This window comes from Pseudomonas fragi (assembly GCF_002269505.1).
GTDB classification, from domain to species: Bacteria; Pseudomonadota; Gammaproteobacteria; order Pseudomonadales; family Pseudomonadaceae; genus Aquipseudomonas; species Aquipseudomonas fragi_D.
The window spans coordinates 39,800-66,577 of the sequence record NZ_NQKQ01000002.1; the positions used below are offsets into that span (position 1 = coordinate 39,800).

The following is a 26,778-nucleotide window of genomic DNA, read 5'->3' on the forward strand; positions in this document are numbered from 1 at the left end:
AGCGAGCCTGCTCGCGAACGACCTTCGCGAGCAGGCTCGCTCCCACAGTTGCAGTGTTCCTGTAGCAGCTGCCGAGGAACGAAGGCTGCGTTCGGCGACGAAGTCGTCGCAAAATCAGGCAATGCGTTGTGTCAGTTGAACCAGGTTCTCAAGGTTTACGACTGCTGCGGCGCAGTGGCGCACCAAACCGATCGCAGCCTTCGTTCCTCGGCAGCGGCTACAGAGACTGCCAGCTCACGTTTTTTCAAGATTTTTCGCACAGGTTTGCCAATTGCTGGGGCGAGGGGACGACGCTTATAGTCGGTGTTCGCCGATAAGGCGGCCGGGTTTGGCGACTTGGAACATTTTCAGAAATATGTGCAATTGCTATATAAGACAGAGCGTGTATTTATACGCGCTGTGCTTTAGGGCAACTGTTTCGGAGCAATTGCTGCGTGATGGGTGTGATTTGCTGGATGTGCTGGGCTGGCGGTTGCGGCCTGTTTGATAGCGTTTTTATAACTGATGCATTGAGCACATATCCGATATTCGCGTTAAAAATCGCAGCCTCGTTCCTTCGGCAGCGACTACAGGATTGAGCATAATTGCGCCAAACAGGCCGGCCGGTCGGCCGCCTCGGCGTAGTGCTTTTGATCTGCCTGCCCTCCCGGGAGGCCGAGTGGAGGTTCTGCGCAGTGGGTCGACCGGCATGGATGCCGGGAGAGCCGCGATGGGCCATGGATGGCCCGTGGCGGCGTGCCCACGGAGCAGAGCCTGCGCGAGGGAACCTGAGCGCAGCGAAGGCCGTACGATGGGGCGAGGACTTTTTGGTTCCTTTTTGGTCCTTCAAAAAGGGACTCGCTGTAAGAGCGAAACCAATATTTCAGTTAGACACAAATGCCGGATATGTACGCGGTGGGTCAGTTGTTTAACGACGCTCCCGGCTCAAATCATCGCCCCCACTCTCTCCGGCAACGGATCTGTTTGTGTGACTGGCGCCGTCACCACCCGTCGTATCGCTTCCTGCGCTCTGAACGCCAGCACGGCACGTTCTTGCGCCTGGCTGGCAATGGGCTCCAGCAGATGGATCTCGACATCGCCCTGTTCATGGCTAAACAGTCGCAACAGATGCGACAGCAAATCGTCATCCCCAACAAACGGTGCTATCGCATCGACCTCGCCATTGCGCAAATAGCGGATAGCCACCGGTTGCAGCGGCATACGGCTGTCGATCGCCGCCGACAACAACCGCCCATGAAAGGTACGCACCGAGCTCCCGTCAGTGGTAGTACCTTCAGGAAACATCAGCAAGGGCAGTGGCTGTTGCAGGTGTCGGGTCATTTGCTCGCGGATCAACTGGCTGTCTCCAGCTCCCCGGCGGATAAACAAACTGCCAGCCTTGGCTGCCAACCATCCGGCCACTGGCCAGCCGCGCACCTCGGACTTGGACAAAAACGACAGCGGGGTCAGTTGCCCGAGCAGCGCAATGTCGGTCCAGGACACGTGATTGCTCACCCACAACATCGGTGTTGCCGGGAGTTCCCCGACCACGGTGACGCGAAAGGGCAGGGCATTGCTCAGGCGGGTCATGAAAAACTGCGACCAGCGCTGGCGGCGGCCCATCGTGCTGTTCAGGCCCAGGCGCTCCAGCAGCCCGAACATACCCGCCATGCCCAACCCCAGACTGACCACCCCGAGCACCCGTGCCACCCGGGCATACCGGCGCAAGCGGCGCATCACATGGCCGCCTTGAAGTGGCGGGCATAACGCGGGCACAGTTCATCGCGCTTGAGCAGGATAAATACGTCGGCCACCTGAAAGTCTTCATCCCAGCAGGGCTCGCCGCAAATCCTCGCGCCCAGGCGCATATAAGCCTTGAGCAGCGGCGGCATTTCAGTGATGACGTTGGCAGGCACTTCCTGTGCCGGCAGCGGGTTTTTCGGTTCGGCACGTAAATGTTCCGTACACAAGTAACGCTCGCGCAAGCGCTGCATGATCGCCCGGGCCTGAATGCCACCGTCCTGCATCGGGATGCTGGCGCAGCCCATCAGGTAGCGATAATTGCCCTGGTTGAGGACTTCGGCCAGTTCGCCCCAAAGCACGGCGATGGTGCCGCCATTGCGGTAGGCCGGGTCGACGCAGGTGCGGCCGATTTCAAGCACCGGCCCCTGCAGATTGGCCAGTCCGTGAAGGTTGAATTCTTCTTCGCTGTAGAAGTGGCCGATACGCTGCGCCGCGCTGTGATCCAGCAAACGGGTGGTGGCTACCAGTTGGCCGCTATTGAGATCGCGAACCCCGATATGTTCGCAATAAGCGTCATAGCCGTCTTCGTCCAGCCCGTGTTCGGTGCTTTTGAGTTTGGCTTTCAATTCGCCGCTGAACACACGAAAACGCAAGGCTTGGGCCTCACGCAATGCTGCGGGGCCGAGCAAACGCTCAGCGTGCAAGCGGCGTTCTGGAGCGGTGTCGCGGATACGGGCGATCTGGGACATTGCGAATCTCCGTGCAGGCACTGTGCCCGCTCTGGGTTTCTGCCAATCGACTGAGGTGTGCAACTTCAGGCTAGGCAGGTGCAATGTCATCACTGTGACGTTTAGATGATGCTTGTATGACAGGCTGGGCAGGAACTGTCGGTGGCGCCTGGCGTCCTAAGAGGGTGAAAAAAGTCCTGCCAAAACCGCTCGCCGGGTTTACTGTTCACCCACGTTTATTGGTTGATGAGTTTTTATGCTTAAAGCGTTGTTTTCTTCTGCCTGCGTCTTGTTGCTGACCCTTGGCGTAAATCTGACGGCCCAGGCCAACTGGTACCTGGATGGTGAGTCGTCACGGCTGTCATTTATCACCACGCAAAATGCCAATATCGCCGATGTGCACCGGTTTCTGGTGCTGCATGGCAAGGTTGACCGCAAGGGCCTGGCGCAATTGCGGATCGAGATGGATTCGGTCAACAGCGCAGTCCCTTTGCGTGATGAGCGCATGCGCGACGTGCTTTTTGATTTCAAGCACTTCCCCGAAGCGCAGATCAGCGCGCAGATCGACCTGCAACCGATCAACGATCTGGCCCCCGGTGCGCAACTGGAGTTGCACTTGCCGGTAACGGTCAACTTGCGCGGCAAACAGCACACCTATGAGGCCGAGCTGTTGGCCACGCGTCTGGATGAACGACGCTTTCAGGTCGTGACCCTGGAGCCGCTGATGCTGCAAGCCGAAGATTTTGGCCTGCAACCGGAGCTCGAAACCTTGCGCAAACTGGCCGGGCTTTCGGCCATCAGTTTTTCAGTACCGGTAAATGCGGTGCTGATTTTCACGGCCCGCTAAGATGGCTGGCGCGGTGTTTGGCTGGCGCAGCGACAATCAGTTCGAGTTGTTGATCGACGGCCCGCAGTTTTTCCCGCGCATGCTGGCCGCTATCGAGCAGGCACAGGAACAGATCGATCTTGAGCTGTATCTGGTTGAAGCCGGTGACTGTGCCGAAATCATCGTGCAGGCTCTGGAGCAAGCAGCATGGCGCGAGGTGCGGGTACGTTGCCTGTTTGATGCCTACGGCAGCCTGGGGCTGGGCCCGGGTTTGCGCCGCAGGCTGGTCGAGGCCGGGGTCGAGCTGCGCCATTACAACCCGCTGCGCTGGCGCGGTGGCTTGAACAACCTGTACCGCGATCATCGCAAGCTGTTGCTGGTGGACCAGCAATTGGCCGTAGTTGGCGGTACCGGGGTTACCGACGAATTTTGGCGGCCGAATGAAAATACCTGCGACTGGCATGAAGTGATGGTCATGATGCAGGGGCCGTTGGTGCTCGACTGGCAGATGCTGTTCGATCGCCAATGGCGCGCCAATATCAGCCGCAAGGCGTGGAAACCGGCGACCCACTTTGGCCTGGCGAAGGTGCCAAACATGCCTGAAGAAGCCGTGGGCATGGGCCGTGTGGCTTACGCCGACGCCCATCAGCATCGCGACATCCTGCAGTCGCTGGTGCGCGCGATTAACAGTTCCCAGCAGCGTATCTGGTTGGCCACACCGTACTTCCTGCCGACCTGGAGCGTGCGCCGTTCGCTGCGTCGGGCGGCGGCGCGGGGCGTCGATGTGCGGCTGCTGCTGACGGGGCCACGCACGGACCACCCTTCGGTGCGCTACGCCGGGCACCGTTACTACCCGAGACTGCTCAAGTCCGGCGTGCAGATCCTGGAGTACCAACCCTGTTTCCTGCACCTGAAAATGGTCCTGATCGACGATTGGGTGAGCATTGGCTCGTGCAATTTCGACCACTGGAACCTGCGCTTCAATCTTGAGGCCAACCTTGAAGCGCTGGACCCGGCGCTCACGCAAGCGGTGGCGGCCAGCTTTACTGCCGACTTCGCCCAGAGCGAGCCTGTCAGCCTGCAGGACTGGCAATCCCGACCACTGTGGCGGCGAGTAAAACAGCGCATCTGGGGCTGGGTTGATAGGCTGGTGGTGAATGTTTTGGGGCGTCGACACTAGATTTGCCCTGCGCGCGGTTACATAACCCTGCAGAACGTGCAAAATCGGCTCACTTCACGGGCAACGTGACAGCGTGAGGCATGATTTTCTGGAGCGTTTTGCATGACACCTTCGTTGTTATTGGCCGTACTGGCTTCCGGTTTTATCTATGGCATTACCCCGGGGCCGGGCGTGCTGGCTGTTTTTGGCATTGGCGCTGCCCGTGGGCGGCGTGCCGGTGCAGGTTTTTTGTGTGGGCATTTGCTCGGTGACGTGATCTGGTGCAGCACGGCGCTGATTGCCATCGTTGGTGCCCGTGAATTTGGCAGCACCGCATTCAACGTCTTGGGTTTGATCAGCGGGCTGTATCTGTTCTGGCTGGGCATCCGCGCCGTTTGCGCCCAATCCAGCGGCGGCGCCCGACAAGGCCCGGCGCGGCAGCCGTTTGCCCACGGCATATTGTTCGGTTTGACCAACCCCAAGGCGTACCCGGTGGCAGTGGCAACCTTCACGGCGTTGCTTTCCAGCCGCGCAGAGCTTTTGACCTGGGCCATGCTGCCCTGGCTGATCGCGTTGAGCTTTGTGGGCGGGGCGCTGGCCTACATGATTCTGGTCGGTATTGTCGGCGCGGGGCATGTCAGGGCACTCTATCAGCGTCACGAACTGCTGATTACCCGGTTGTGCGGGGTGATGTTCATCGGTTTTGCCATCAGTGCATTGATGCATGCACTGCCGGGGCTGTTACGAACTATCGTTTAAAGTAAGTCGCAGGGAATGCAGTGCGGTTGAGGTCTCAGGGATGACTGTTGAGGTTTAACCCTGAGGCTGCGTTGCCCTATGGACATCAAGAGTTACCTGCTACAGGCAGGTTTTGTCGACCTGCTGCTGGACGCTGTATGTGTGGTGGACCGCAATGGCCGCTTCGTTTATGTCAGTGCGGCGAGCAAGCGTATCCTCGGCTATGAACCCCGGGAACTGATCGGCACGGCCATGATTGATCTGGTGTTCCCGGCCGACCGTGAGCGAACCCTGCTGGCGGCCAACGATATTATGGCGGGTGAACCCAAGCTCAACTTCGAGAACCGCTATGTTCACAAGGACGGCCATGTGGTGCATATCCAGTGGTCTGCACGCTGGTCCGAAACCCATGAAATGCGCGTTGCCGTGGCCCGTGACATCACCGAACGCAAACAGGCAGAGTCGCGCCAGTCGGCGCTTTTCGCGATTTCCGAGGCTGCCCACGGCGCTGAAGACTTGCTGGCGCTGTTCCCGTGCGTACACCAGCTTATCGGCCAATGGCTGCCGGCGCTGAGCTTTACAGTGGCATTGCGCGATCAGGGGGTGCTGACTTTTCCCTATCATGTTGATGACCTTTGCCCGCAGATTCGCCACCTCAGTGAGGAGGTGGTGGACAGTGGCCGGGCCCTGATCCGCAGTGACGACAATGCACCGTCATGGTTGGGCGTACCGCTGACAACCCAGAACGGCATTATCGGAGCGCTGGTGGTCAAGAGCCTGCAAGGAGAAGAGCGCTACACCGAGGAGCACCGGGACCTGCTGCAATACGTGTCGACCCAGGTGGCGGCGGCCATTGAACGCAAGCAGTTGCATGCCCGCCTGCAGTATCTGGCGCAATACGATGCCTTGACTCACTTGCCCAATCGAGAGCTGCTTTACGACCGTTTGCACCGCGCATTGATAAGCGCAAAGCGCGACAACGAGTGCCTGGCCGTGCTCTATGTCGACCTCGACCACTTCAAGCTTGTTAACGACAACTACGGGCATGCTGTCGGTGATGACTTGCTGCAACAGACAGCACGACGTCTGACCCTGTGCGTGCGGGAGAGTGACACGGTGTCGAGGATGAGCGGTGACGAGTTTGTGCTGGTGCTGGAACGGCTCAAGCTGGCGGAGCATGCGCTGATCGTGGCTGAAAAAATCCGTATCAACCTTAGCCAGCCCGTCTACGTTGGCGACCATACGTTAAACATCTTCCCCAGCATCGGCATTGCCGTATACCCCGAACACGGCGAGCATGCCCAGCAGTTGCTGCACTATGCAGATACGGCGATGTACGGGGTTAAAAAGCGCGGGAGAGGGTGAAGTGCTGTTCAGCACCATAAAACCTGTGGGAGCGAGCCGGCCATATAACCACCCGCCGGGCCACCCAGAATTTTCAGGAAGTACTGGTTGATGATGCCGTAGGCACCGACCAGGGCCACTGGCAGTTCGTAGATATCCTTGAGGTAAGGAATAAAGTAAGTCAGGCCGCAGTACACGATATAGACCATAAATACGTTGAGGCTGACCAGCCATATACCGGGAATACGGATAGCTTCAAGCAGCCCGGAGATACCGGATGCGCCGACTTCCTTTTTGACCACCGGTGATCCTTTGCTGTCGCGCAACAGGAACCAGGTGACGATACCCGCGGTGATGTCCACCAACGAATAGAACACGATGGCCGACTTGAGCCCCGCCTCACCCGAGCCCATGGCTACGAATACGCCCAGGGCTGAAAAAGCCACCAGCGTGTCCACGATGCCCCGACCGCCCTCCAGAAAGCCGAACATGCGCCCTTGTTCGTTCTTCTCGCCCAGGTTGCGCACGGCCTTGAGCAGGGCTGGCCAATAGATGCAGTCCGCGCACACCGCCAGCAGGCAGAACACGATCAGCAGCTTGTCGAAGCCGGGGAAGGTGGCCAGATAAAGCCCCAGGCCGCCGGTGCCGATCAGGCCCAGAGGGATGAGTTTGCGGGTGTCAAAGCGGTCCGCCAGATAGCCGCCGAGCACGAACAGTGCGGTGGCGATAATGGCGTTGGCCCTGGCGATGGCGATGACCTGATCGAAGTCCTCCTTGCGGGTGCTGCTGATTTCCAGATGCACATCCAGGCCGAGTTTTGCAGCCTTGTCGCTGAATACCTGCAACTGATCCGGGTTCATTTAGCTCAGGCTGTTGGCCTCGCCATCCAGCAAATGCAGGCTCAGGCCTTGCAGCTCATGGCGCCAGGCGAAGTCCAGCAACGTGACTCCAGAAACCCCTCGGCAATCAACTGATCAAACGCGTTGAGGATGGTAATTCGCGACAGCGACTGCTCTTTGCACAGGGTTCGCGTGGAGGGCAGTCGGGTGCCGCCTTGCAGCCGACCACCGGGGGATTTCATGGAGTTTTGCCTCAATTGTTTTTATTGCGCTCTCAGGCACTTGTGTCGTGACGTGTGGCGGCCAGATCTTCCAGAAACACCCGCAAAATCGGTGGTGGGGCAACGCCTCGACGGGTGATCAGATCAAATGGTGAGGTCAGGCCAAGGCTGTTGGGCGCCAGTTGTTGCATCTCGCCGGTCTTGACCCACTGGGCCGCGAAGTGATTGGGCAAAAAGCCCAGGTAGGCCCCCGAGATGATCAAAATGGCCAGCGCCTCGATATTGTCGACCGTGGCCGCCGCCTTGCTCACGCCCAGACTATCCAGATCGTATTGCTGCATAAAGCCCCGGGCCACTATTCTGCTTTCGCCGATCTCTTCCAGTAATTCTTCGCTCTCTGCCGTGCTACCGAACAAGGGGTGGCGACGCCCGCAATAGAGCCCCAGTGCCTCATGGTAGAGGGGGGAATACTCAAGCCCCGGTACGGGGTTGGGAAAGTGTCCGATTGCCAGGTGCAAACGGTTGTCGAGGACCCGTTCTTCCAGTTCGGCCGGGGTGCCGACATACACATTGAGGTGTACATCGTGGCCCCGGGATACAAAACGCTGAGTGGTTCTGGGCAGGGGCGAGCCGGGGTCGCTGATGGTGGAGTCGATGATGCCCAGGTTGAGCACGCCGGTGATGTGCTGTTTGAGCACGCCGGCATCCAGGCAAAAGGAGTCCACGGCCTGCAGCAGGCGCTGGGTGGATTCGTAAATGGCCACCCCTTGCTCGGTCAGGCGAAAGCCGCTGCGCCCGCGCTGGCACAGCTTTACCCCGAGACGGGTTTCGAGGTGGGTCATTTGTTCGCTGATGGTCGACTGGCCGATATTCAGGGCCGCCTGGGCTGCAGAAAAACCGCCGCATTTGACGATCTCGACAAAGACCCTGAGCAGTTTCAGATCAACAGTGTGCAGTTGATTCACGCCGGTACTCCCTTCTCTTGATGCATCGGACAGGCCGATATGAGTATCGGATGATTGGCATTTTTTCCATCAAAACCTGCGCTCATAGTTACTCCAGCAGGGGACGCTTACCAGCACTGTCCTCGCCAATAACAAGAACTGGAGATACATCGCATGTCTAAGAATGGGTATGAATCCGGCCGTTTGAACCTTCCGTTCGTAGGTCACTGTACGTTTGGAAAGGCCCCGGTGTGCACTGACTGGGATGCGCTGGATGCTGACGTGGCGATCCTCGGCGCACCCAATGACATGGGCACCCAATGGCGCTCTGGCGCTCGTTTGGGCCCGCGCGGAATTCGCGAAGCCTCGACGCTGTTTTCCTTTGGTCATGCCGGTGCCTACGATCACGAAGATGACGTGATGTACCTGACTGCGCAGGATGTGCGCATGGTAGATGTGGGGGATGCCGATATCGTCCACACCGACATGAATGCCAGCAACGACAATATCGAATATGCCGTACGCAAGATTCTCGCGTCCGGTGCCATGCCGGTGGTGCTGGGTGGCGATCACTCGGTGCATGCTCCTGTGATCAAGGCGTTTGAAGGCAAGGGGCCGATTCACATCGTGCATTTCGATGCGCATCTGGACTTCGTCGACGAGCGTCATGGCGTGCGCTATGGCCACGGCAACCCGTTGCGTCGGGCTTCTGAAATGAACCACATTGTCGGCATGACCCAGATGGGCATCCGCAACGTGTCGTCCTCCAACCGTGATGACTATGAAGCGGCCCACGCTGCCGGGTCCAGAATCCTGTCGGTACGTGATGTGCGCCGCCTTGGCACCGAGGGTGTGCTGGAGTTGATTCCGCAGGGGGTCAAGTACTACATCACCATTGATATCGACGGTTTTGACCCTTCCATTGCCCCCGGCACGGGCACCCCTAGCCACGGTGGCTTTCTCTACTACGAGGTGCTGGAAATCATCCAGGCCCTGGCCAAACGCAGCAAGGGCAACATCATCGGCATGGACCTGGTAGAGGTTGCACCGGTGTATGACCCGGCCGGCGTGACCTCGATTCTGGCTGCGCAATTGCTGCTCAACAGCATCGGCTTTATCTACCACGAGCGGGCCAGAGCGCGCGAACTCTGAACAATGCAACACGCCGGGGATGAGTGTGCAGCCCCCGGATCGAGTCTTGAACCCAAGAGGCCTGGCGTGACCTTCACTCCGGCCCGAGAGAATAAAAATGGACATGACGGTCAAACAGTATTTGCAGAAATTCGGCGTAAGCGAAGCGACGCAAAAGTTTCTCGGCAAACACCAGAAGATGTTTATTGGTGGCCAGTGGGTCGAAGCCAGTGACGGGCAAACGTCTGATGTGATCGAGCCCTCGACCGAGGGGTTATTGACCCGCATCCCCATGGGCACCACAGCCGATCTGGATCGCGCCGTACAAGCCGCACGGGCGCAGTTTGACGGTGGCGCCTGGCGCCAGCTCAAGCCGCAGGAGCGTGAACGGTTGATGCATCGGCTGGCGGACCTGATTGAAACCAATGCCGATGAACTGGCCGAAATCGAGTCGATCGACATGGGCAAGTCCGTGGCCAGTGCCCGGGGTGTCGATCTGCAGGGTACGGTCGATACGCTGCGCTATTTCGCCGGTTGGGCGACCAAGATTCATGGTCGCACTGTCGAGCCTTCTCTGCCCGGTAACTACCTGGCCTACACCCGCAAGGAACCCATTGGCGTGGTGGGCGCCATTGTGCCGTGGAACTTCCCGCTGCAAACCATGGCCTGGAAGCTCGGTGCTGCCCTGGCCACCGGCTGCACCGTGGTGGTCAAGCCAGCCGAACTGACGTCATTGTCGGCCCTGCGCTTTGCCGAGCTGGTGCAGCAAGCGGGCATACCCGAAGGTGTGGTCAACATCGTCACCGGGCGCGGCAGTGTGGTGGGTGCGGCGATGGCGACCCATCCGGGTATCGACAAGCTGACGTTTACCGGCTCGACCCCGGTGGGGCGTACAGTGGGGCAGGCGGCGCTGGACGACATGAAGCGTCTGACCCTGGAACTGGGCGGCAAATCGCCGGTGATCGTACTGACCGATGCGGATGTGCCGGCGGCGGCCCAGGCGATCGCCAATGGGGTGTTTTTCAACTCGGGCCAGGTGTGCGATGCGGGCACTCGCGCTTACGTGCATCGCAGCATTTACGACAGTTTTTTGCGTGAACTGATTGCGTACACGCGCACCCTGAAGATGGCACCGGGGCTGGACCCTGATTGCTTTATCAGCCCGCTGGTCTCGGCCTTGCAGAAACAACGGGTGCTGGACTACATCGAAATCGGCAAGCGTGAAGGCGCCGAGCTGGTCCATGGCGGTCGGCCCGTCGATGGGCCCGGTTATTTTGTCGAGCCGACGATCTTTGCCCATTGTCGCAATGACATGCAGATCGTCCAGGAAGAAATCTTCGGTCCGGTGCTGGTCACTGCGCCGTTCGATGATGAAGAAGAAGCGCTGGCGCTGGCCAACGACTCGCCTTACGGCCTTGCTGCCGCGCTTTACTCCAATGACCTGGGCCGCGTGCACAGCCTGATTCCGCGGCTGCGGGCCGGTTCGGTCTACGTCAACGCGCACGGCACCCTCGACCCTTCGATGCCGTTCGGTGGCTATAAACAGTCGGGTTTCGGCAAGGATCTGGGCGCTGAACAGCTCGATTACCTGCTGGAAACCAAAGCGGTGTGGATAACGCTGCCCTGAGTGTCTACTGACGCTCTTCTGCGTCGGGCGCCTGTCGCGTCTCTGTAAAGAGGCGCCCCGGTGCGCGCCTGCGCAGGGTGGTTATCTGGTCATGATCTTCACTACCTCTGCGAGTACATCATGGACACTCATGCCAAATCGGCTGTCGAAGGGCACTCGATCGACTTTATTCCCGAAAGCGAACGCACCGATAAGCTCTCCAGCCAGGGGCCGTTCTGGTTTCTCGGTAACTTCACGTTTTTCACCATGACCATTGGCTTTGTGGGCCCCAGTGTCGGCCTGAGCGCTTTATGGACCATTCTGGCCGGGACGCTGGGCATCATGTTCGGCACTTTGTTCATGGCCTTTCACGGCTCCCAGGGGCCGCATCTTGGCTTGCCGCAGATGATCCAGTCGCGGGCCCAGTTCGGCTATCGCGGGGTGATTCTGGCGTTGCTGGCGACGCTGTTTGTGTTCGCTGGTTTCAATATCGTCAACATGGTGTTGATGATGCAGGGCCTCAAGGAGCTGTTTGGTTTCAACCCGTTGGTCGTCGCGCTGGCCGTAACGGTACCGGCGACGGTGCTGGCGATTCTGGGGCATGACTGGATGCACCGCAGTTTCAAATGGGCGTTGTTTTTGTCAATTCCGCTTTACGGTCTGGTGACCCTGGCCGTGCTGATGAACTGGGTGCCCGATGCGCCGATGCCGCTGCTGGCTGTCGGTGAAATTGCCCCGGCGCCTTTGGGGTTCAACTGGACCGGCTTTATCACCCAGTTTGCCGCAGCCGCCAGCTACAACATCGCCTATGCGCCGTATGTCTCCGACTACTCACGCTACCTGCCCAAGAACACCCACAGCGGCAAGTTGATTGCGGTGGTTTTTCTCGGTGCCTCTTTGTCAGGTGCCTGGATGATTGCTGTAGGTGCCTGGCTGGCTGACCACCTGCATGCCAGTAACGTGCTGGTGGCCCTGTCGCAAGTGGGCAATACGGTGTCGCCGATGATGGGCATCTTTGTGGTCGGGGTGACGATCCTGGTGTTTCTGCCGGTCATCGCCATGAACATCTACAGCGCCAAGCTGACCACCCTGACCTGTGTGGACTCCATCAAACATATTGAGCCGACGCGCAAGGCACGCATCCTGGCCATCGCTTTCGTGATCCTGCTGCAACTGGGGGTTTCGCTGAGCCTTCAGGACTCGGACAAGGGCCTGTCGGTATTGGGTATCTACCTGGTGGTGATGCTGTATTTCCTGGTGCCCTGGACCGCAGTCAACCTCACGGATTACTTCTTCGTACGCAAGGGCCGCTACGCCATTCCGCACTTCTTCACCCCCCATGACAGCCTCTATGGCAGTTGGGGGCTGCGTGGCCTTGCCTCTTACGCCATCGGTTTTATCGCGATGATTCCGTTCTTCTACATCTTTGATGGCGTGGCGCAGAAGGAGGTCTATGTCGGTCCGCTGGCCAGGGCGTTGGGCAATATCGATGTGGCATGGCTGGTCGGGCTTGTCGTTTCGGGGCTGGTGTACTTCTGGCTCAGCCGTTCCATCGACCTGAAAAACGAAGAAGCCGTGATTCAGGGTATCGAGTTGACGCATCCGCATTACACCACCGGGGACAAGGCAACGATGCCGCTTGCGCCGCTGTCCGGCGTTACGAATTTTGGGAGATAGATATGGCGATCACAGATTTTGATTACATCATCATTGGCGCGGGCTCTGCCGGATGCGTACTGGCCAATCGGCTGACTGAAGATGCCGATACCCGGGTGCTGGTGCTGGAATACGGCGGCAGTGATCGCAGTGTGGTGATCCAGATGCCGAGTGCGTTCTCGATCCCGATGAACACCACCAAGTACAACTGGCGCTACGAGTCCGAGCCCGAGCCATACCTTAACGGCCGTCGTATCCACTGCCCGCGGGGCAAGGTGCTGGGGGGCTCGTCGTCGATCAACGGGCTGGTGTATATCCGTGGCCATGCCTTCGACTTTGACGAGTGGGAATCCCTCGGGGCTGAGGGCTGGGGTTACCGCAATTGTCTGCCGTACTTCAAGCGGGCTGAGAGCTGCGATGCGGGCGGTGACGAGTACCGCGGTGGCAGCGGTCCGTTGCATACCACCAGTGGCAACAATATGAAAAACCCGCTGTATGGGGCATGGGTTGATGCGGGTGCCGAAGCGGGCTATATCAAGACCGACGACTGTAATGGCTATATGCAGGAAGGCTTCGGTGCCATGCATATGACGGTCAAGGACGGCGTGCGCTGTTCCACGGCCAATGCCTATTTGCGCCCGGCCATGCAGCGGCCCAATTTGACCGTGATCACCCAGGCAATGACCCGCCAGATTATTCTCGATGGCAAGCGCGCGGTGGGCGTGAGCTATGACCGTGATGGTCAGACCCATACGGTTTACTGCAAGCGCGAAGTGCTGATTTGCGCAGGGCCGATCGGCTCGCCCCACTTGCTGCAACGTTCCGGCATTGGCCCGGCAGCAGTGCTGAGCAAGGCCGGGGTTGAGGTGCGACATGACCTTGCGGGCGTCGGCGAAAACCTTCAGGACCACTCTGAAATCTATATCCAGTACGGCTGCAAGGAGCCGGTCACCCTCAACAGCAAAATGGACCCCCTGAGCAAGCTGATGATTGGCCTGCGCTGGTTGCTGTGCAAGGACGGTCTCGGCGCCACCAACCACTTTGAAGCGGGCGGTTTTATCCGCTCCGGGGAAGGGCTGCGCTGGCCGGATATTCAGTTCCACTTTTTGCCCGCGGCCATGCGCTATGACGGCAAAAAACCGATCAAGGGCCATGGTTTTATGGTGCTTACCGGGCCGAACAAACCCAAGAGCCGCGGCCATGTGCGGCTACGCTCGGCGGACCCTTACGAGCATCCGCAGATTCTGTTCAATTACCTGCAACGCGAAGAAGACCGCGAGGGCTTCCGTCGTTGCGTGCGCCTGACCCGGGAAATCATCGGCCAGCCCGCGATGGACCGTTTCCGGGACACCGAGATTGCACCGGGGCCGAACGTCAATAGCGATGCCGAAATTGATGCGTTTGTGCGCGAAAACCTGGAAAGCACCTACCACCCTTGCGGATCGTGCCGCATGGGCGAGGACGATATGGCCGTGGTGGATTCTCAACTGCGGGTGCGCGGGATGGAAGGCTTGCGTGTTATCGACTCGTCCGTGTTCCCGACGGAGCCCAATGGCAACCTCAATGCGCCGACCATCATGCTGGCCGAGCGGGCGGCAGACCTGGTTCGCGGGCGCAGTATGCTGCCGGAATCCGATGTGGTGGTAGGGCTAGCCGCACAATGGGAAACACGTCAACGCACGTCAGCGCCGGTGAGAAAAGTCAGCGTTTGAGGTTAGTGCCATGGGAGGTGCAACGGGCATAAAAATGGGGGGCGAAGAATTTAACCGGCCGCATTAGAGTGCGGCCAGTCGCTGTGCAGTACCAATCAGGTGAAAGGAAGCATCATCGTGATTGGGGAAAGTTGCGGGCAGCGAATAAATCCGACCTTCTCATAAAGCCCCACCAACCGATCATTAAGCGGATGGACTATGAGTGCAGTTGATGCGACGTCTTCAGAAGCGCTGATGGCACGAAGTACGGCGTCTTGAATTAGGTCTAGCGACAGTCCAGTACCTTGGAGCGTCCTACACACGCCCATGCGACCGAGGACTGTAATAGGGTGCTGATCGGGCGAGTTGCGCTGCGCTTTTTTGGGTACGACATTTGCCCGCATTATCGTCCCGCTCGACAATGTGTAATAGCCGACGACGGTATTTGTACCTTTTATACAAGTGACTAGCACAGTGGCGGTCTTGGACGCTTGGGCTCTTAGAGCTTTTTTCTTCAGGTATTCGTTGATTGTCTCCTCGCCACAATCGAAGGGGTCCAGATTGTGGATTTCATTCAGCTTTACCGGGGCGTTCAGCTCCAGCGAGAGGGCCTGTTCAGCAGCTTCTGGATGCATGCGTTACTCCTTACGGGATTATTCTGTAAGGCTTGCTCGAAAGCGTCGAAGTCATCGTCAGCAAGGACGAACAGGCGTTGATCCAGAATGACCTCCTCTGCTTTTTTACAAGCGGCATCCAGGATGAAGCTGGTTCGATCACTTCCCGAGATGGCTGCGGCCACATCGATCAAGTCTCGTTTCTTAAAATCGACCCGCATGTTGAGCGGGACGGATTTGGTTCGCTCTGCAGTGGTGGTATCTGCACGCAAAAGTGAGTTGGTCATCGGTCTAGCTCCAGTGGTATTTCGTGGTGATTTGGTGGTTTACCTCCTTCGGTTCATTTGGTCGTTGCTCGGCTGGTTTGAAGAGTCATAGCTGTTTACCTCTGGCGGTTTTATGTGTTCTAGGTGTTTTCGGTACTTTAAGTATTTTTACTTTCTGATTAAGGAGGATATTTGCCCCGAAACAGATCGTACCCCACCTGTGTAGCTGATGTCTACATGTAACGCTTTTGACTATACAGGCGGTTCGTGGTGAGGATGTTGACGCACCTAGGCTCTTGTTAGGGGGGATCAAAGCCCCGTTTTTTTCAACCTGGCCATCGGCATTCAAATCATGGACAGCCTGGTCCGGGTGTTCAACATCTCCGACCCGATCTGGCAGCAACAGGGCGATGGCGAAGTCATTTTTTGGTGACCAGGAGCCGCTGCCCCGGTACGCGGTAGGCCTGCAGGTACTGGCCGAGGACGGCGAACCCGACCCCAACCTGCCGATCCTGGCCGGTTTACCGCTGCCAGTGTCCGTGGGGGGGTGATGAGATGGGCTTTTTCGGCTTCCCGGGGGAAGGCGCCATGTGGGTGGTCAACTTCACCTACCGCATGCCCAGCAAGCCGTTCATTCAAACCATCTTGCCCCACGGCCTGAGCCTGCCCAAGGTGCCCAAAGGGGATCAAGTCTGGCAGCACAGCGAAACCGCCCAACAGCGCGTGGACGCCGACGGCAACTGGTCGCGGCAGACCGATGGCCGCATACAGGACTTTTCAGCCGACCGCGAAGTGCAGTCCTTGGACAACCAGGAGCACTATCAAAGCCACAGCCAAACCGTGGACGACCACTCAAAGGAAACCGTCGGCGGGGTCAAAACCATAGAAGCCCTGGGCGCCGTGAAACTGCTGTCAGGCGGATCGATGAGCGTGGCGGCTGTGGATGACTTGCACCAGGCCACTGGCCGCGACCTGAATCTGGTGGTAGGGGATAAGTACAACGCCACGGTGGGTGGCGATATGCAGGAGCGGATCGAGGGTCTGCGCAAGAGCGTGGCCGGGGATGGCCAGCGGCTGGTCGCGCCGAAAAACTGGATCGGTTCCGAGAGCATGAACCTGTTTCAGGTGGTGTGTGATTTGCTCGACCTGGTGCAGGAGATGAACGTGCAACTGGCGGGGCATACGCATGGGGCAACACCAGTGCCTAATATTGCTGCACTCCTAAGTAATGGCGCTGAAAGAGCAATGCTCCTCGCAGAAAAAAAAGCCTATAATAATTTAACTACAACACTCAACACTAACTGAAAAGCTCAAAAAATTATTCAAGAGATATCATTCCATGAATACCGATAAATCTAACATCTAAAAGCTCTTTGTTTCTTATAAGCACTTTTATTTGATGTGGCCTGAACATGTATGGCATTGCACCAATTGAACCATCCCAAGTTTGATACAAGAATAGATTGGCATTTTCATACCCTATACCCCACCATTCTTCGACATATAAATTTAAAAAAGAGGTCATCGCCTGCAATGCAGCCTGAGCGTCTTTTACTGTATACAGCTCGGGATCATCACCAAGTAACTTGGGGTTTTGGCTCGCGCCTTTCTTGGGCGCTTTTTTTATGACGGTGTGCATAAATGGTTCGCCACCACCGCCAGTAGTACGCACTTGGTAACCAACAGCATTGACCTTAGGGTGAACCATTTGATTTCGTCGAGTTATAAGATTTCTGACCTGCTGATAAATCTTTGCCCCACTGGGTAACGACTTCCCAGTATGATAATTAACAACATACCCAAACTTTTCTAGTGTTGAGTACCTGTCAACCTTACCTTTCAGTTCGTCATCTAACTCAACCGACGAAACAAAAGAGTTCGCAGCCGCCTCCAAGGCGTAATTAACTGTCAATATTGAGGATTTTACTAAAGCACTTTTAAGTTCCTCATCCACTGCCGAGACAGCAGCTTCATATAAAATCACAGCATCAGAAAAAATAGAAATGAAATTATTCTCTACAAGAGTTACATCCCTAATCATAAAAACCCCAACCTTCATCTGATTATTTTGTTGTTGCGACCGCAAATTTCAAAAAAGAGAAATATGAATTCCATTTTTAGGTAGCCACTCAACTGCTTTTTCAAGCAAAATCTTCTTTTTTTGCTGAGTAAGCTGAATGGCACTCCAGTTTCAACCAAAGGAAGGTTGCGTTCTCATCTGTGACTTCAGGGGCTACGAAATGCCTGAAATGATCAAAGTCAGACCTGTGGTGATCATACGTAAGCATCGCTCAAATAATAAGCTAGTCACGGTGGTTCCATTGAGTACGACGGCCCCAGTGCCGCTCCTCGGCCATCATGTCGAGCTTGAGAGTCATTTGCCAGGCGGCAGCCCGATCTGCTGGGCAAAATGCGACATGGTCGCCACCGTTAGCTTATCTAGACTTGATCGGATCAAGGGTAGAGACCGTAATGGTGTGCGCACTTACAGCAGTCCTTCCCTGGCTGCAGAGGAGGTCACAGCGATCAAAGCAGCGCTTCGGAGCGCGCTTGGCCTGTAAAAATCCTGAACATATTGGCAGTACATACGCCCAATGTGTTTAGCAAACAGTTGCTGATTGCTCAAATTTGCGCAATAATTGAGTCGTTCCCGAAAGGGGCTTGTGAGACTCTAAGGATCCTGGGTAACCAGCAATCGTAGAGCCAGACGGGCATAGAGCGATGACAAGCCAGCCTGTTTGTGAATTGGGGCGCCGAAAGGCGCCCTTTGTCATTTCTGGGAATGACAAACCTTCCTTCTGTCGATCAAGCTCCACCCCCCCCTCTCGCACCTTCCCCCTAGCCTGCTCATCTCTTTTAAGAAATCCTCGTTAGGGAAAAACAGGTCAAGAAAAAAACCACCATAAAATGCACTTATCCCCCTCCCGCCGACGGGCTTTGTGTCTTTTTTTTGTGCAAACCCGGATGTAGTGCAAACGATCCTGCAGCCCAGGCAGACTGTGCGCTTCTGGAGGGGATCGGCCATTGCACAAAATGCAAAGTTTTGAAGGGAAATGCAGCGCGGTTGCACAGCGGCACTCAGGGCGTTCACGGGCGGGGTGATACTGGTAGCCCCGGTTTCATTGGGCGAAAACTTTGAAAACATGGGTTTCGGTGGGTTTTCCAAATCCACAACGCTCATTTCAGGTGAACAAAACGCTTTGGCCAACGTCGATCGAATTGCCGGTCAAAGCTACGGCTTGCGCGAGTTCTGGTGTTTTTAAACGATTTCACATGGTAACGCAGCCAAATATCAGCCCCAGAGATCGTATGCATCATTGAGTGTTACATATTCCTCCCACAGCCTCGCGCCCGTCGAATTGGTCTGTGGGTTACGTGCGCCCAACTTATCGCACGCAAAGCAGCACATCAGAATCCCGATGCAAGCGCTAAGGATGGCTCTAGGGGTGTGATCGAGGATTGGGCGAAACTGAACATGCGGCCCCTTATCGCTCGACTCTATAAGGTAGGCCTCGACCGCTGATAAAGAGGGGTGTGCAGCGTGATGGGACAGGTGTCGATATAAACCATCGTAAGCCGCTAAGGCATCGCCTTTACGAGCAAAATCAAAAAGCTTGATCTCTATTGACGCAGCCTTATCAGCAACAAAATCATTCAGAATTTTTTCGAATGGGACGACACTGGGATATGTATTTTTTCTATTCAAAAGAGCATTTGCGTGGGATTTTCTTGAGGCGCCATCATGGCTTACTAGCTCAGCTGGTGTCACAACACCCTGTGCGAGGGCATTGAGTACAAAGAACGTCTCAATCAGGCTCCTGCAAAGCACCATAGCCTCGATCGTCATGCCCCCTTCAGCCAGGCATATCGCAGCTTGGAAGTGAGATGTGCAGCGCGCAAAAAAGAGGCGGGAGGTCAACTCCAGTCGATCTTCTGTATCAGGTAAAAGCTGAGTGGTATCCACTGCGAGCTTTGAGCAAGCCTTAGCGAAGGCGAAGAGATCGCCATATTTTTCGAGTTGTTCTTCCCTAATGGATGCTGCGCTTTCTCCAGTAAAGCCTTCGTCTTCAAAACTCATTCGTACTCCTAAATCGCGGATCCGCGCTGGATAAATGGGGCAATTCCACCCATAGCCAGAGAAGCCGGGAGTAAGCGCTTTTCTTGAGATTTATTCTTAGGAGCAGGGTGGTTTTTTCAAAAAGAGCGATATCAGCGATATGGTATCGCTAATGGGCCTGGAGGCCCCGGTTTTGCTGGGCTTTCGGTATTACAAGGGAGGGTAATATGAAGCGATATGAAAAGTAATAACTCTGCCAAAGCCCCGGTTTCATTGGGTTTTAAGGAATAGAAATATAGCTTTAAAGAAAGGTAATACTATCGCCTTCCTATCGCTCAGATATCGCTGTTTCCTGAAAACGCTGGAAGCCTTGATCTGCAAGGGCTGTAGCCATTTTTCGAAGGGGATATTACTAATATTACTTTTTTACAGGCCCCCCACGAGTTTTAGGATTGGCACCTATATGGGGGGGGGGGATCAGGCTGTGCGGCTATTCGCGTCAGCTCTCATGAAACGGCCCCCAATACGGCCCCCAGAGGGATGCGGTATGGGATCAACAGAGCTGCAAGCCTTGAAAATAGTGGAGCGGGTGGCGGGAATCGAACCCGCGTGATCAGCTTGGGAAGCTGGAGTAATACCATTATACGACACCCGCTCAGAGCGGCTGACTTTGTACCAGAAGTCGGCCTTGATGAGAAGTTTTATTCTTCAAATGTTTCATTTGTAGCGGTTTTTTCGCCCTGTTGTTTGCTCCGGGCACCCTCACAGGGAAAGTGACGGGTGCTGGGGGTGTGTCGGTTTTAAAAAATCGAGCAGGGCGTTTTTACTGATATGGCTGGCGGATTTGTGTTCCATATCCAGAAAATGCCCGGTGTTTTCCAGGCTGACAAACTGGCTGTTGGCGATCGGTTGCGCAAAGTGCCGGGCATCGCTGGCCACGGTGTATTCGTCCCATTCGCCATTGATAAACAGCACAGGAATTTCAATACCCCGGGCGGCGCTGAGGAAGCATTGCTGGTCGCTGCTGAGGACGTGGTTTATATGAAAGTGCATTTGCGCGTATTCATGTTCGGCCAGGCTGCTGACATGGCGGAAGTTGAAGCGCTTGAACAGCGGCGGCAAATGCTTGCCCAGGGTGTCGTTGACCAGATGGCCGACCTGGGTACCGTTACGCGCTGCCAGGCAATGGCGGCCACGCTCCAGGTAGTCGCGCATGGCTTCGTTGATCAGCGGTGAAAAGGAACTGATCACGGCCTTTTCAATACGCCGTGGCGTGGCTGCCAGTGCGGTCAAAGCTGCCGTACCACCCCATGAAAATGAAAGCAGATAATTGACGTCAAAGTGCTCAATCAGCTCCAGAAGCACCAGGGCTTCCAGTTCCCTTGTCAGCATTTTCTGATGAGGGTTGTGGGGTTTTGATTTGCCCGCGTAGGGCTGATCGTAGAGCACCACGTTCAAATGCGGATGAAGGTTCTTCAGGGTTTGGCCAAAGGAGGCCGTCGTAGCCATCGAGCCGTTGACCAGGATGATGGTGTTTTCTGCCGTATCGCAGCGATAGAACTCAGTGTGAATGCGGTACTGGCCTTGAATGTCGAGCACGGCAATTTCGGGCTTGAGCATGGCGTCAGACTCCAGTGAATCGAGTGTCGGTCTGACTGATGGTGCTCTGTGATTGTTACAGAAAGGGGGCAGGCCCCGTTGCAGGTTAGCTCGCAGGGGCGGGGTGGAACTGCAGAGTTTCCTGCTCGCTCAATGCCCGGTACTCGCCGGGGGTCAGTTGGATGTCGAGCACCAATGGCCCGATACTTTCACGGTGCAGGCGCACCACCTTGTTATTGAAGTAGCCAAACATGCGTTTGACCTGATGGTAGCGACCTTCAACGATGCTCAGGCGCGCGCTGCAAGGGCCAAGCAGTTCCAGTTCGGCGGGCTGCGTGGTCAGGTCTTCAAAAGCGAAATAGACACCCTCACGGAATTTGCTGATATAGGCGTCGGTGATTTCCTGCTCGGTCTCGACGTAATACACCTTGGGCATCTTGGTTTGTGGTTGGGTGACATGGCGCGACCAGTGCCCGTCATTGGTGATCAACATCAGCCCACTGGTGTTGAAGTCCAGCCGGCCTGCGATATGCAGGTCGTGTTTGTCCGGCTCATCCAGCAAGTCGAGCACCGTTGGATGCTCCGCATCCTGGGTGGCGCTTACGCAACCGGTTGGCTTGTGCAGCATGAAGTAACGCGCCGGTTTGCCTGCCTGCAAGACGTGCCCGTCGCGCTCAATCCGGCTGAATGTACGGATTTCATGGCGTGGATCGCAGATGACCTGCCCGTCAACCTGGATGCGCTTCTCTATCAGGAGCAGGCGCACTTGTTGGCGGTTGAACTGGGGCAAGTTACTGAGAAAACGGTCTAAACGCATGGCGATCAATCACAGGAAATTCAGATGTGCATCTTACGTGAGGGCGGGCGCTGGCGCTGGCGGCAATTGGCTTTGTACCTGGGCACAGCGCGGGCAAAGGCATGTCAGGTCGCGCTGTTCAAGTGGCAGGGCGCGGATAACTTCAGGGGCAATGCTCACGCCATAGCACCAGCAGGGCTGTCCCTGGGTCCCGGGGTTTGCCATGGAGCAGTCGTTGCGGGCGCCGCAGGCGGGGCAAATGTCGGGGGTCGTCATGTCGGTGTGTCCGGCAGGTGTTCAGTGGCCCTATGGTAAACCCTGGAGGGGGAGTATGTAACTTAATACTACTGGATAGGTTTTTTGTATGCCGGTGTCCGGAAGTTGCTTGTTCTTTAAATGTGAGTGTTAAAAGTATTCGGGCGTGATTATCGGAAATTGGCTACGAATAACTGCATTGTCAAAAAAGGATGGTTGATTAGTATTGTTCTGGCAGGCAGTTGATGTCTGCCGCTATTAATCATCTTTAATGCATATTGTGCAGGGGTGGCTGTTTATGAAGGTTGTTTGGGTTTTTTTATGCACGCTGTTTTATTCGGTAATATCGTTGGCCAGTGGCTCTGAAAGTTGTCCGGGTGCCGGGAATGTGGCTCTCCGTGCTGGCGTTTACACGGCCCCGGCCAGCAGGGCCGGGGACGAGTGGATCGCAGTATCCAGTGCCGTGACGGCTTCGCAGCTAGAATCGTTTGAGGGTGCTGTTTTTTATCCGGAAAATAATCAGCCAGGCGCTGCAGGGCGGATTGGCTATTGTGAATACAAAGCCCGGGATCGCTCCCGTGTGAATTTGTATTATCGCCAGCGCACTGCAAATGAACATTCAATGCGGCTTGCCAATGTTGAAAACTGGAAGATGATTGAAAGTGGTCTGGGGCTGGTTGTTTATGAGTGCAATGCAGCCAATGCAAGCGCCTGTGCTTTTTCCATTATCGATTAAGCCAGTATTTATATTGTAGCAACGGAGGGGGAGGGGGCAGACATCCACCTGTCTGACACTTTTTGTAAATGGCACTTAATGCCTTTTTTAGGGTCTTAAAGGTGTCGGACAGCGTTGCTGTTTGTCGCCTCCCGGCGTCGCCGGGAGTGCTCTTTCGCGGTCCAGGAGGCCGCCATGTATCGTCGCCTGCTCTCTATTGTTGTCATTGGCTTGTCACTGTCTGCTTGTGTGCCTTACTACTCGGGCAGCACAGGTTATTACCGGTCTGAGGTATATACGGCTCCGGTGCTTTATTACGATGGTGGCTACCGGCCTTATTATGTATATCCGCGCAGCTATTATGCACCGCCTCCACGTTACTATCAGGGGTCACGTTACTACCCGGCGCCCCATGGCTACTATCGGGAACGGGGCTACCGCCCCGGCCACAGACCAGGCTATGGCGCCGGCTCTGGTCATGACTGGGGGTGGCGGGGCCGATAGTGCTGTTGACAACGGGGGCGACCTTTTCTAGTGTCCGCCCCATTGTTTTTCAGGATTTAGCCATGACGCCGGATGACCGTATAAAACTTGAACCTGTATGGAAGCAGGCCTTGCGTGAGGAGTTCGATAAACCTTACATGGCCGAGCTGCGCGAGTTTCTGCGCCAGGAGCATGCGGCCGGAAAAGAGATCTATCCGCCGGGCCCGCTTATTTTCAATGCCCTGAACCTGACGCCGCTGGACAAGATCAAGGTGGTGATTCTCGGGCAGGACCCTTATCACGGTCCGGGTCAGGCACATGGCCTGTGTTTTTCAGTACAGCCCGGTATCCCGACACCACCGTCCCTGGTCAATATCTATAAAGAGCTTAAACGCGACCTGAATATCGACATTGCGCCCCATGGCTGCTTGCAGCACTGGGCAGAGCAGGGCGTTTTGCTGCTCAATACGACGATGACGGTGGAGCGCGCCAATGCCGCTTCCCATGCCAAGAAGGGCTGGGAGCATTTTACTGACCGGATTATTCAGGTGGTCAGCGAGCAGCAACCCAAGCTGGTGTTCCTGCTGTGGGGTGCTCATGCCCAGAGCAAACAGAAACTGATCGATGCGACCAAACATCTGGTGCTGACGTCGGTGCATCCATCGCCGCTATCGGCGTACCGGGGCTTTATAGGCAACGGTCACTTCAGCCGCACCAACAAGTTCCTTGAGCAAAATGGCCTGGCTGCGATCGACTGGAAACTGCCACCGGTTTAAGTCATTGCTCAGCGGTACTAGGCACACCCAGCGTAATAGCCGGTGTGCCAGCACTTGTTGTCAGGAAGGGTTGGCTTGATCCTGGCGAGCCCAATAGCGAAACAGGGGTTCAGCCAAAAACAGCACGAAGATCAGGCGCATCACCTGCAAAGCGGTGACCAGGGGTACTGACAGTTGCAATGTTTCTGCGGTGAGGCTCATTTCTGCAATGCCGCCAGGCATCATCCCCAGGGTCATCGAGCGCAGATCGAGTTGGGTAAGGGCACTCAAGCCCAGCGCGCACAGGCTGGCGATCAACATGGTCAGGGCTGTGCCCAGCAGGGTTTTGCCGATGAACGACGGCGCCCGCCGAAAGAATGCCCGATTGAAATGACAGCCCAGCCCGCTACCAATCAACCACTGCCCCATCTGGCTGCTGCCGTCCGGCAGGCCTATATGCAGATCCCATAAAATACTCACGCCGGCACTGACCAGCAGCGGCCCGAACAACCAAGGGTTTGGCTGGCGCAAGCGTTGCCAGATCCAGGCCAGCAAGGCACCTGCCGGAAACAATAACGCCAGCCAGTAGAAGTTAATCGAGGCAGGCTGTACGGCGGGAGCACCTTCGCCCAGCAGGTACTTGAAGGCTGCCGGAACGCACAGCACAACGGTCAGTACCCGCAGGCTCTGGCCTGCAGCGACGCGGCTCAATACGGCGCCATTGCGTGCGCCGAGGTTGACCATCTCCCCCGAACCACCGGGCATGCTGGAGAAGAACGCGGTGGCGCGATCCTCACCGCTGCGTCGCATCAGCCATATACCGATCACGCTCGACACACTGGTGAGCAGGGCACCTGCCAGGATCAGCCAGAAATGCGCCAGCACCTGCTCCATCACCACTGGGGTGAAATGCAGACCGATACCGATGCCCACAATCCACTGACCGCATTTACGCCCGCCGGGAATCTCGGCCAGTTGCCAGGGTGTCAGGCAGCGCACCAGGATGATCGCCAGCAACGAGCCGACCATCCATGGCAATGGCCAGCCGATCAGGCTGGCGAGGTAGCCGCCAGCCAGGCCGACCAGCGGCGTGCCCCACCAATGCTTGATTTGTGAATCAAGCATTGGCCAGGGCGCGACGTTGGGCGCTGCGCTTGCGCCAGATACGGATTACCGGCAACAGCAGCATGATTGCTGTCAGCACCCAGACGCCCAGAGTGATCGGGCTTGCCCACAGGATCTCGAGCGCACCGTTGGAAATCGACAGGGCGCGCCGCAGGTTCTGTTCCATCAGCCCGCCCAGAATAAACCCCAGCAACACCGGCGACAGCGGGAAATCGAGCTTGCGCAAGATGTAACCGAAGATACCGATACCGATCATCAGGAACAGATCGAACGTGGTGGCATGCACGGCGTAAACGCCGATGGCCGTGATAATCGCGATCACCGGCACCAGCGCCCAGTTAGGCACCGAAAGAATCCGGGTAAAGATGCGGATCATCGGGATATTGAGGATCACCAACATGATGTTGGCAATAAACAATGAGGCAATCAGGCCCCAGACGATATCGGGTTGCTGTTGGAACAGCAGCGGGCCGGGAGTGATGTTGTACAGCGACAGGGCGCCGATCATCACCGCCGTGGTACCGGAACCCGGAACGCCCAGCGTCAGCATCGGCACCAGAGCACCGCAGGCCGAAGCGCCAATGGCGGTTTCAGGTGCAGCCAGACCACGCATGTCGCCCTGGCCAAATTTGCCGGTGGTGCCTGCCAGACGTTTCTCAGTCATATAGGCCACGGCACTGGCCAGTGTGGCCCCGGCCCCGGGGAGCACGCCCATGATGAAACCGAGCAAGCCACAGCGGATGTTCACCACGAACACTGCCGAAGCTTCCTTGAAGTTGAACATCATGCGGCCCGTAGCTTTAACCGCTTCCTGGCCGCGATGGGTTTTTTCCAGCAGCAACAGGATTTCGCTGATGGAGAACAAACCCAGTACCAGAACGACAAACTGAATGCCGTCAGTCAGGTGGATGTTGTCACCGGTGAAACGGTAGACACCGCTGTTGGCATCAATCCCCACACACGACAGAAACAGACCGATAAGTGCGGCGATAAAGGTCTTGAGCGGGCGATCCCCGGCCATGCCGCCCAGGCAGACAATGGCAAATACCATCAGCACAAAATACTCCGCCGGGCCGAAGGCAATTGCCCATTTGGCCAGCAGCGGGGCGAACAGTACCATGCCGCAGGTGGCAATAAAGGCGCCGATGAACGAGCTCCAGGCAGACAGCGAAAGTGCTACGCCCGCCAGGCCTTTGCGGGCCATCGGGTAGCCATCCAGGGTGGTCATCACGGTCGAGGCTTCGCCCGGGATGTTCAGCAGGATCGAGCTGATGCGCCCGCCGTATTCACAGCCCAAATACACCGCCGCCAGCAGGATCAGTGCGGACTCCGGAGGCAGGCCGAGGGCAAAGGCGATCGGGATCAGCAGGGCGACGCCGTTGATCGGGCCCAGGCCCGGCAACAGTCCGACAACGGTACCGATCAATGTGCCGCACAGGGCGGTCACCAGGTTGTACGGGCTTAGTGCGACGCCAAAGCCCTGGCCCAAATAACCAAACGTATCCATA

Annotated in this window: 23 protein-coding genes, 1 tRNA gene and 3 pseudogenes; 12 read left to right on the forward strand and 15 right to left on the reverse strand. The window is 56.7% G+C overall.

All coding sequences use genetic code 11. The annotated features are described in order from the left end of the window. Nucleotides 1–924: 924 nt before the first annotated feature. On the reverse strand, nucleotides 925–1,716 hold the full coding sequence (locus tag CJU81_RS02665) for a lysophospholipid acyltransferase family protein (RefSeq protein ID WP_095035393.1): 792 nt from the start codon (nucleotides 1,714–1,716) through the stop codon (nucleotides 925–927). After that, complete coding sequence (olsB, locus tag CJU81_RS02670; RefSeq protein ID WP_095035394.1) at nucleotides 1,716–2,471, reverse strand: L-ornithine N(alpha)-acyltransferase; 756 nt, start codon at nucleotides 2,469–2,471, stop codon at nucleotides 1,716–1,718. The genes CJU81_RS02665 and olsB overlap by 1 nt, the downstream gene beginning before the upstream one ends. Nucleotides 2,472–2,706: 235 nt before the next feature. Between olsB and CJU81_RS02675 the strand changes: the two genes are divergently transcribed. From CJU81_RS02675 to CJU81_RS02690, 4 genes are all read left to right on the forward strand, one after another. Next, entirely contained in the window at nucleotides 2,707–3,297 is a 591-nt protein-coding gene (locus tag CJU81_RS02675; RefSeq protein WP_095035395.1) for a YceI family protein, read from the forward strand. A gap of 1 nt (nucleotide 3,298) precedes the next feature. Next, complete coding sequence (locus tag CJU81_RS02680; protein ID WP_095035396.1) at nucleotides 3,299–4,456, forward strand: phospholipase D-like domain-containing protein; 1,158 nt, start codon at nucleotides 3,299–3,301, stop codon at nucleotides 4,454–4,456. Between the two features lie 102 nt (nucleotides 4,457–4,558). Next, nucleotides 4,559–5,194: a LysE family translocator gene (locus CJU81_RS02685; RefSeq protein WP_095035397.1), complete on the forward strand. Its 636-nt coding sequence runs from the start codon at nucleotides 4,559–4,561 to the stop codon at nucleotides 5,192–5,194. Between the two features lie 78 nt (nucleotides 5,195–5,272). Next, entirely contained in the window at nucleotides 5,273–6,538 is a 1,266-nt protein-coding gene (locus tag CJU81_RS02690) for a diguanylate cyclase domain-containing protein (protein ID WP_095035398.1), read from the forward strand. Nucleotides 6,539–6,576: 38 nt separating this feature from the next. Here CJU81_RS02690 and CJU81_RS02695 read toward each other — a convergent pair. The 3 genes and pseudogenes from CJU81_RS02695 to CJU81_RS02705 all read right to left on the reverse strand — a co-directional run. Beyond that, nucleotides 6,577–7,257 (reverse strand): annotated as a pseudogene (locus CJU81_RS02695) (MFS transporter); the annotation flags it as partial. Nucleotides 7,258–7,457: 200 nt separating this feature from the next. Then, nucleotides 7,458–7,583, reverse strand: a pseudogene (locus tag CJU81_RS02700) (GntR family transcriptional regulator); the annotation flags it as partial. A gap of 47 nt (nucleotides 7,584–7,630) precedes the next feature. After that, on the reverse strand, nucleotides 7,631–8,542 hold the full coding sequence (locus tag CJU81_RS02705) for a LysR family transcriptional regulator (RefSeq protein ID WP_095035399.1): 912 nt from the start codon (nucleotides 8,540–8,542) through the stop codon (nucleotides 7,631–7,633). Between the two features lie 153 nt (nucleotides 8,543–8,695). Between CJU81_RS02705 and speB the strand changes: the two genes are divergently transcribed. The 4 genes from speB (at nucleotide 8,696) to betA (ending at nucleotide 14,626) form a co-directional block, all read left to right on the forward strand. After that, nucleotides 8,696–9,673 carry an agmatinase gene (gene speB / locus CJU81_RS02710; RefSeq protein WP_095035400.1) on the forward strand — a complete coding sequence of 326 codons (978 nt, stop codon included), beginning with the start codon at nucleotides 8,696–8,698 and terminating at the stop codon, nucleotides 9,671–9,673. 97 nt (nucleotides 9,674–9,770) lie between these two features. Continuing rightward, nucleotides 9,771–11,279 carry an aldehyde dehydrogenase family protein gene (locus CJU81_RS02715; protein ID WP_095035401.1) on the forward strand — a complete coding sequence of 503 codons (1,509 nt, stop codon included), beginning with the start codon at nucleotides 9,771–9,773 and terminating at the stop codon, nucleotides 11,277–11,279. 120 nt (nucleotides 11,280–11,399) lie between these two features. Next, nucleotides 11,400–12,935 carry a purine-cytosine permease family protein gene (locus tag CJU81_RS02720; RefSeq protein WP_095035402.1) on the forward strand — a complete coding sequence of 512 codons (1,536 nt, stop codon included), beginning with the start codon at nucleotides 11,400–11,402 and terminating at the stop codon, nucleotides 12,933–12,935. A gap of 2 nt (nucleotides 12,936–12,937) precedes the next feature. Beyond that, the gene (gene betA, locus CJU81_RS02725; RefSeq protein WP_095035403.1) at nucleotides 12,938–14,626 is read left to right on the forward strand and encodes a choline dehydrogenase; all 1,689 of its coding nucleotides are present in this window, start codon (nucleotides 12,938–12,940) and stop codon (nucleotides 14,624–14,626) included. A gap of 95 nt (nucleotides 14,627–14,721) precedes the next feature. Here the strand turns inward: betA and CJU81_RS02730 are convergent, their stop codons facing one another. Beyond that, complete coding sequence (locus tag CJU81_RS02730) at nucleotides 14,722–15,240, reverse strand: hypothetical protein (RefSeq protein WP_095035404.1); 519 nt, start codon at nucleotides 15,238–15,240, stop codon at nucleotides 14,722–14,724. Continuing rightward, nucleotides 15,198–15,506 (reverse strand): type II toxin-antitoxin system TacA family antitoxin, encoded by a 309-nt coding sequence (locus tag CJU81_RS02735; RefSeq protein WP_095035405.1) that lies wholly within the window; start codon nucleotides 15,504–15,506, stop codon nucleotides 15,198–15,200. The genes CJU81_RS02730 and CJU81_RS02735 overlap by 43 nt, the downstream gene beginning before the upstream one ends. A 425-nt stretch (nucleotides 15,507–15,931) precedes the next feature. On the opposite strand from CJU81_RS02735, the pseudogene CJU81_RS02740 reads away from it, so the two are divergent. Beyond that, nucleotides 15,932–16,790 (forward strand): annotated as a pseudogene (locus CJU81_RS02740) (hypothetical protein); the annotation flags it as partial. Between the two features lie 13 nt (nucleotides 16,791–16,803). Here the strand turns inward: CJU81_RS02740 and CJU81_RS02745 are convergent. Beyond that, complete coding sequence (locus CJU81_RS02745) at nucleotides 16,804–17,526, reverse strand: hypothetical protein (RefSeq protein ID WP_095035406.1); 723 nt, start codon at nucleotides 17,524–17,526, stop codon at nucleotides 16,804–16,806. Nucleotides 17,527–17,662: 136 nt separating this feature from the next. Between CJU81_RS02745 and CJU81_RS02750 the strand changes: the two genes are divergently transcribed. Beyond that, nucleotides 17,663–18,046, forward strand: a complete 384-nt coding sequence (locus CJU81_RS02750; RefSeq protein WP_095035407.1) for a type II toxin-antitoxin system PemK/MazF family toxin — start codon at nucleotides 17,663–17,665, stop codon at nucleotides 18,044–18,046. A gap of 731 nt (nucleotides 18,047–18,777) precedes the next feature. Here CJU81_RS02750 and CJU81_RS02760 read toward each other — a convergent pair. The 5 genes from CJU81_RS02760 to CJU81_RS02780 all read right to left on the reverse strand — a co-directional run bounded on the left by CJU81_RS02760 (nucleotide 18,778) and on the right by CJU81_RS02780 (nucleotide 22,213). Continuing rightward, nucleotides 18,778–19,563: a DUF5677 domain-containing protein gene (locus CJU81_RS02760; RefSeq protein ID WP_095035409.1), complete on the reverse strand. Its 786-nt coding sequence runs from the start codon at nucleotides 19,561–19,563 to the stop codon at nucleotides 18,778–18,780. A gap of 560 nt (nucleotides 19,564–20,123) precedes the next feature. After that, a tRNA-Gly gene (locus CJU81_RS02765) sits at nucleotides 20,124–20,197 on the reverse strand. A 107-nt stretch (nucleotides 20,198–20,304) separates the two neighbouring features. Then, nucleotides 20,305–21,162, reverse strand: a complete 858-nt coding sequence (locus CJU81_RS02770; RefSeq protein ID WP_095035410.1) for an alpha/beta fold hydrolase — start codon at nucleotides 21,160–21,162, stop codon at nucleotides 20,305–20,307. Nucleotides 21,163–21,247: 85 nt separating this feature from the next. Then, nucleotides 21,248–21,958: a pseudouridine synthase gene (locus tag CJU81_RS02775; RefSeq protein WP_095035411.1), complete on the reverse strand. Its 711-nt coding sequence runs from the start codon at nucleotides 21,956–21,958 to the stop codon at nucleotides 21,248–21,250. 33 nt (nucleotides 21,959–21,991) lie between these two features. Continuing rightward, nucleotides 21,992–22,213: a cysteine-rich CWC family protein gene (locus CJU81_RS02780; RefSeq protein ID WP_095035412.1), complete on the reverse strand. Its 222-nt coding sequence runs from the start codon at nucleotides 22,211–22,213 to the stop codon at nucleotides 21,992–21,994. A 277-nt stretch (nucleotides 22,214–22,490) separates the two neighbouring features. Here CJU81_RS02780 and CJU81_RS02785 point away from each other — a divergent pair, with 277 nt between their 5' ends. Continuing rightward, a complete protein-coding gene (locus CJU81_RS02785) occupies nucleotides 22,491–22,928 on the forward strand; it encodes a DUF3757 domain-containing protein (RefSeq protein ID WP_176464786.1) in 438 nt (145 codons plus the stop codon). Nucleotides 22,929–23,473: 545 nt separating this feature from the next. After that, complete coding sequence (gene ung / locus CJU81_RS02795; RefSeq protein WP_095001347.1) at nucleotides 23,474–24,166, forward strand: uracil-DNA glycosylase; 693 nt, start codon at nucleotides 23,474–23,476, stop codon at nucleotides 24,164–24,166. A 60-nt stretch (nucleotides 24,167–24,226) separates the two neighbouring features. Here the strand turns inward: ung and CJU81_RS02800 are convergent, their stop codons facing one another. Together CJU81_RS02800 and CJU81_RS02805 are read right to left on the reverse strand one after the other, a co-directional pair. Beyond that, nucleotides 24,227–25,270 (reverse strand): AbrB family transcriptional regulator, encoded by a 1,044-nt coding sequence (locus CJU81_RS02800; protein ID WP_095035415.1) that lies wholly within the window; start codon nucleotides 25,268–25,270, stop codon nucleotides 24,227–24,229. Next, nucleotides 25,263–26,777, reverse strand: a complete 1,515-nt coding sequence (locus tag CJU81_RS02805) for a tripartite tricarboxylate transporter permease (protein WP_095035416.1) — start codon at nucleotides 26,775–26,777, stop codon at nucleotides 25,263–25,265. Before CJU81_RS02805 ends, CJU81_RS02800 begins: the two co-directional genes overlap by 8 nt. Nucleotide 26,778 lies beyond the last annotated feature (1 nt).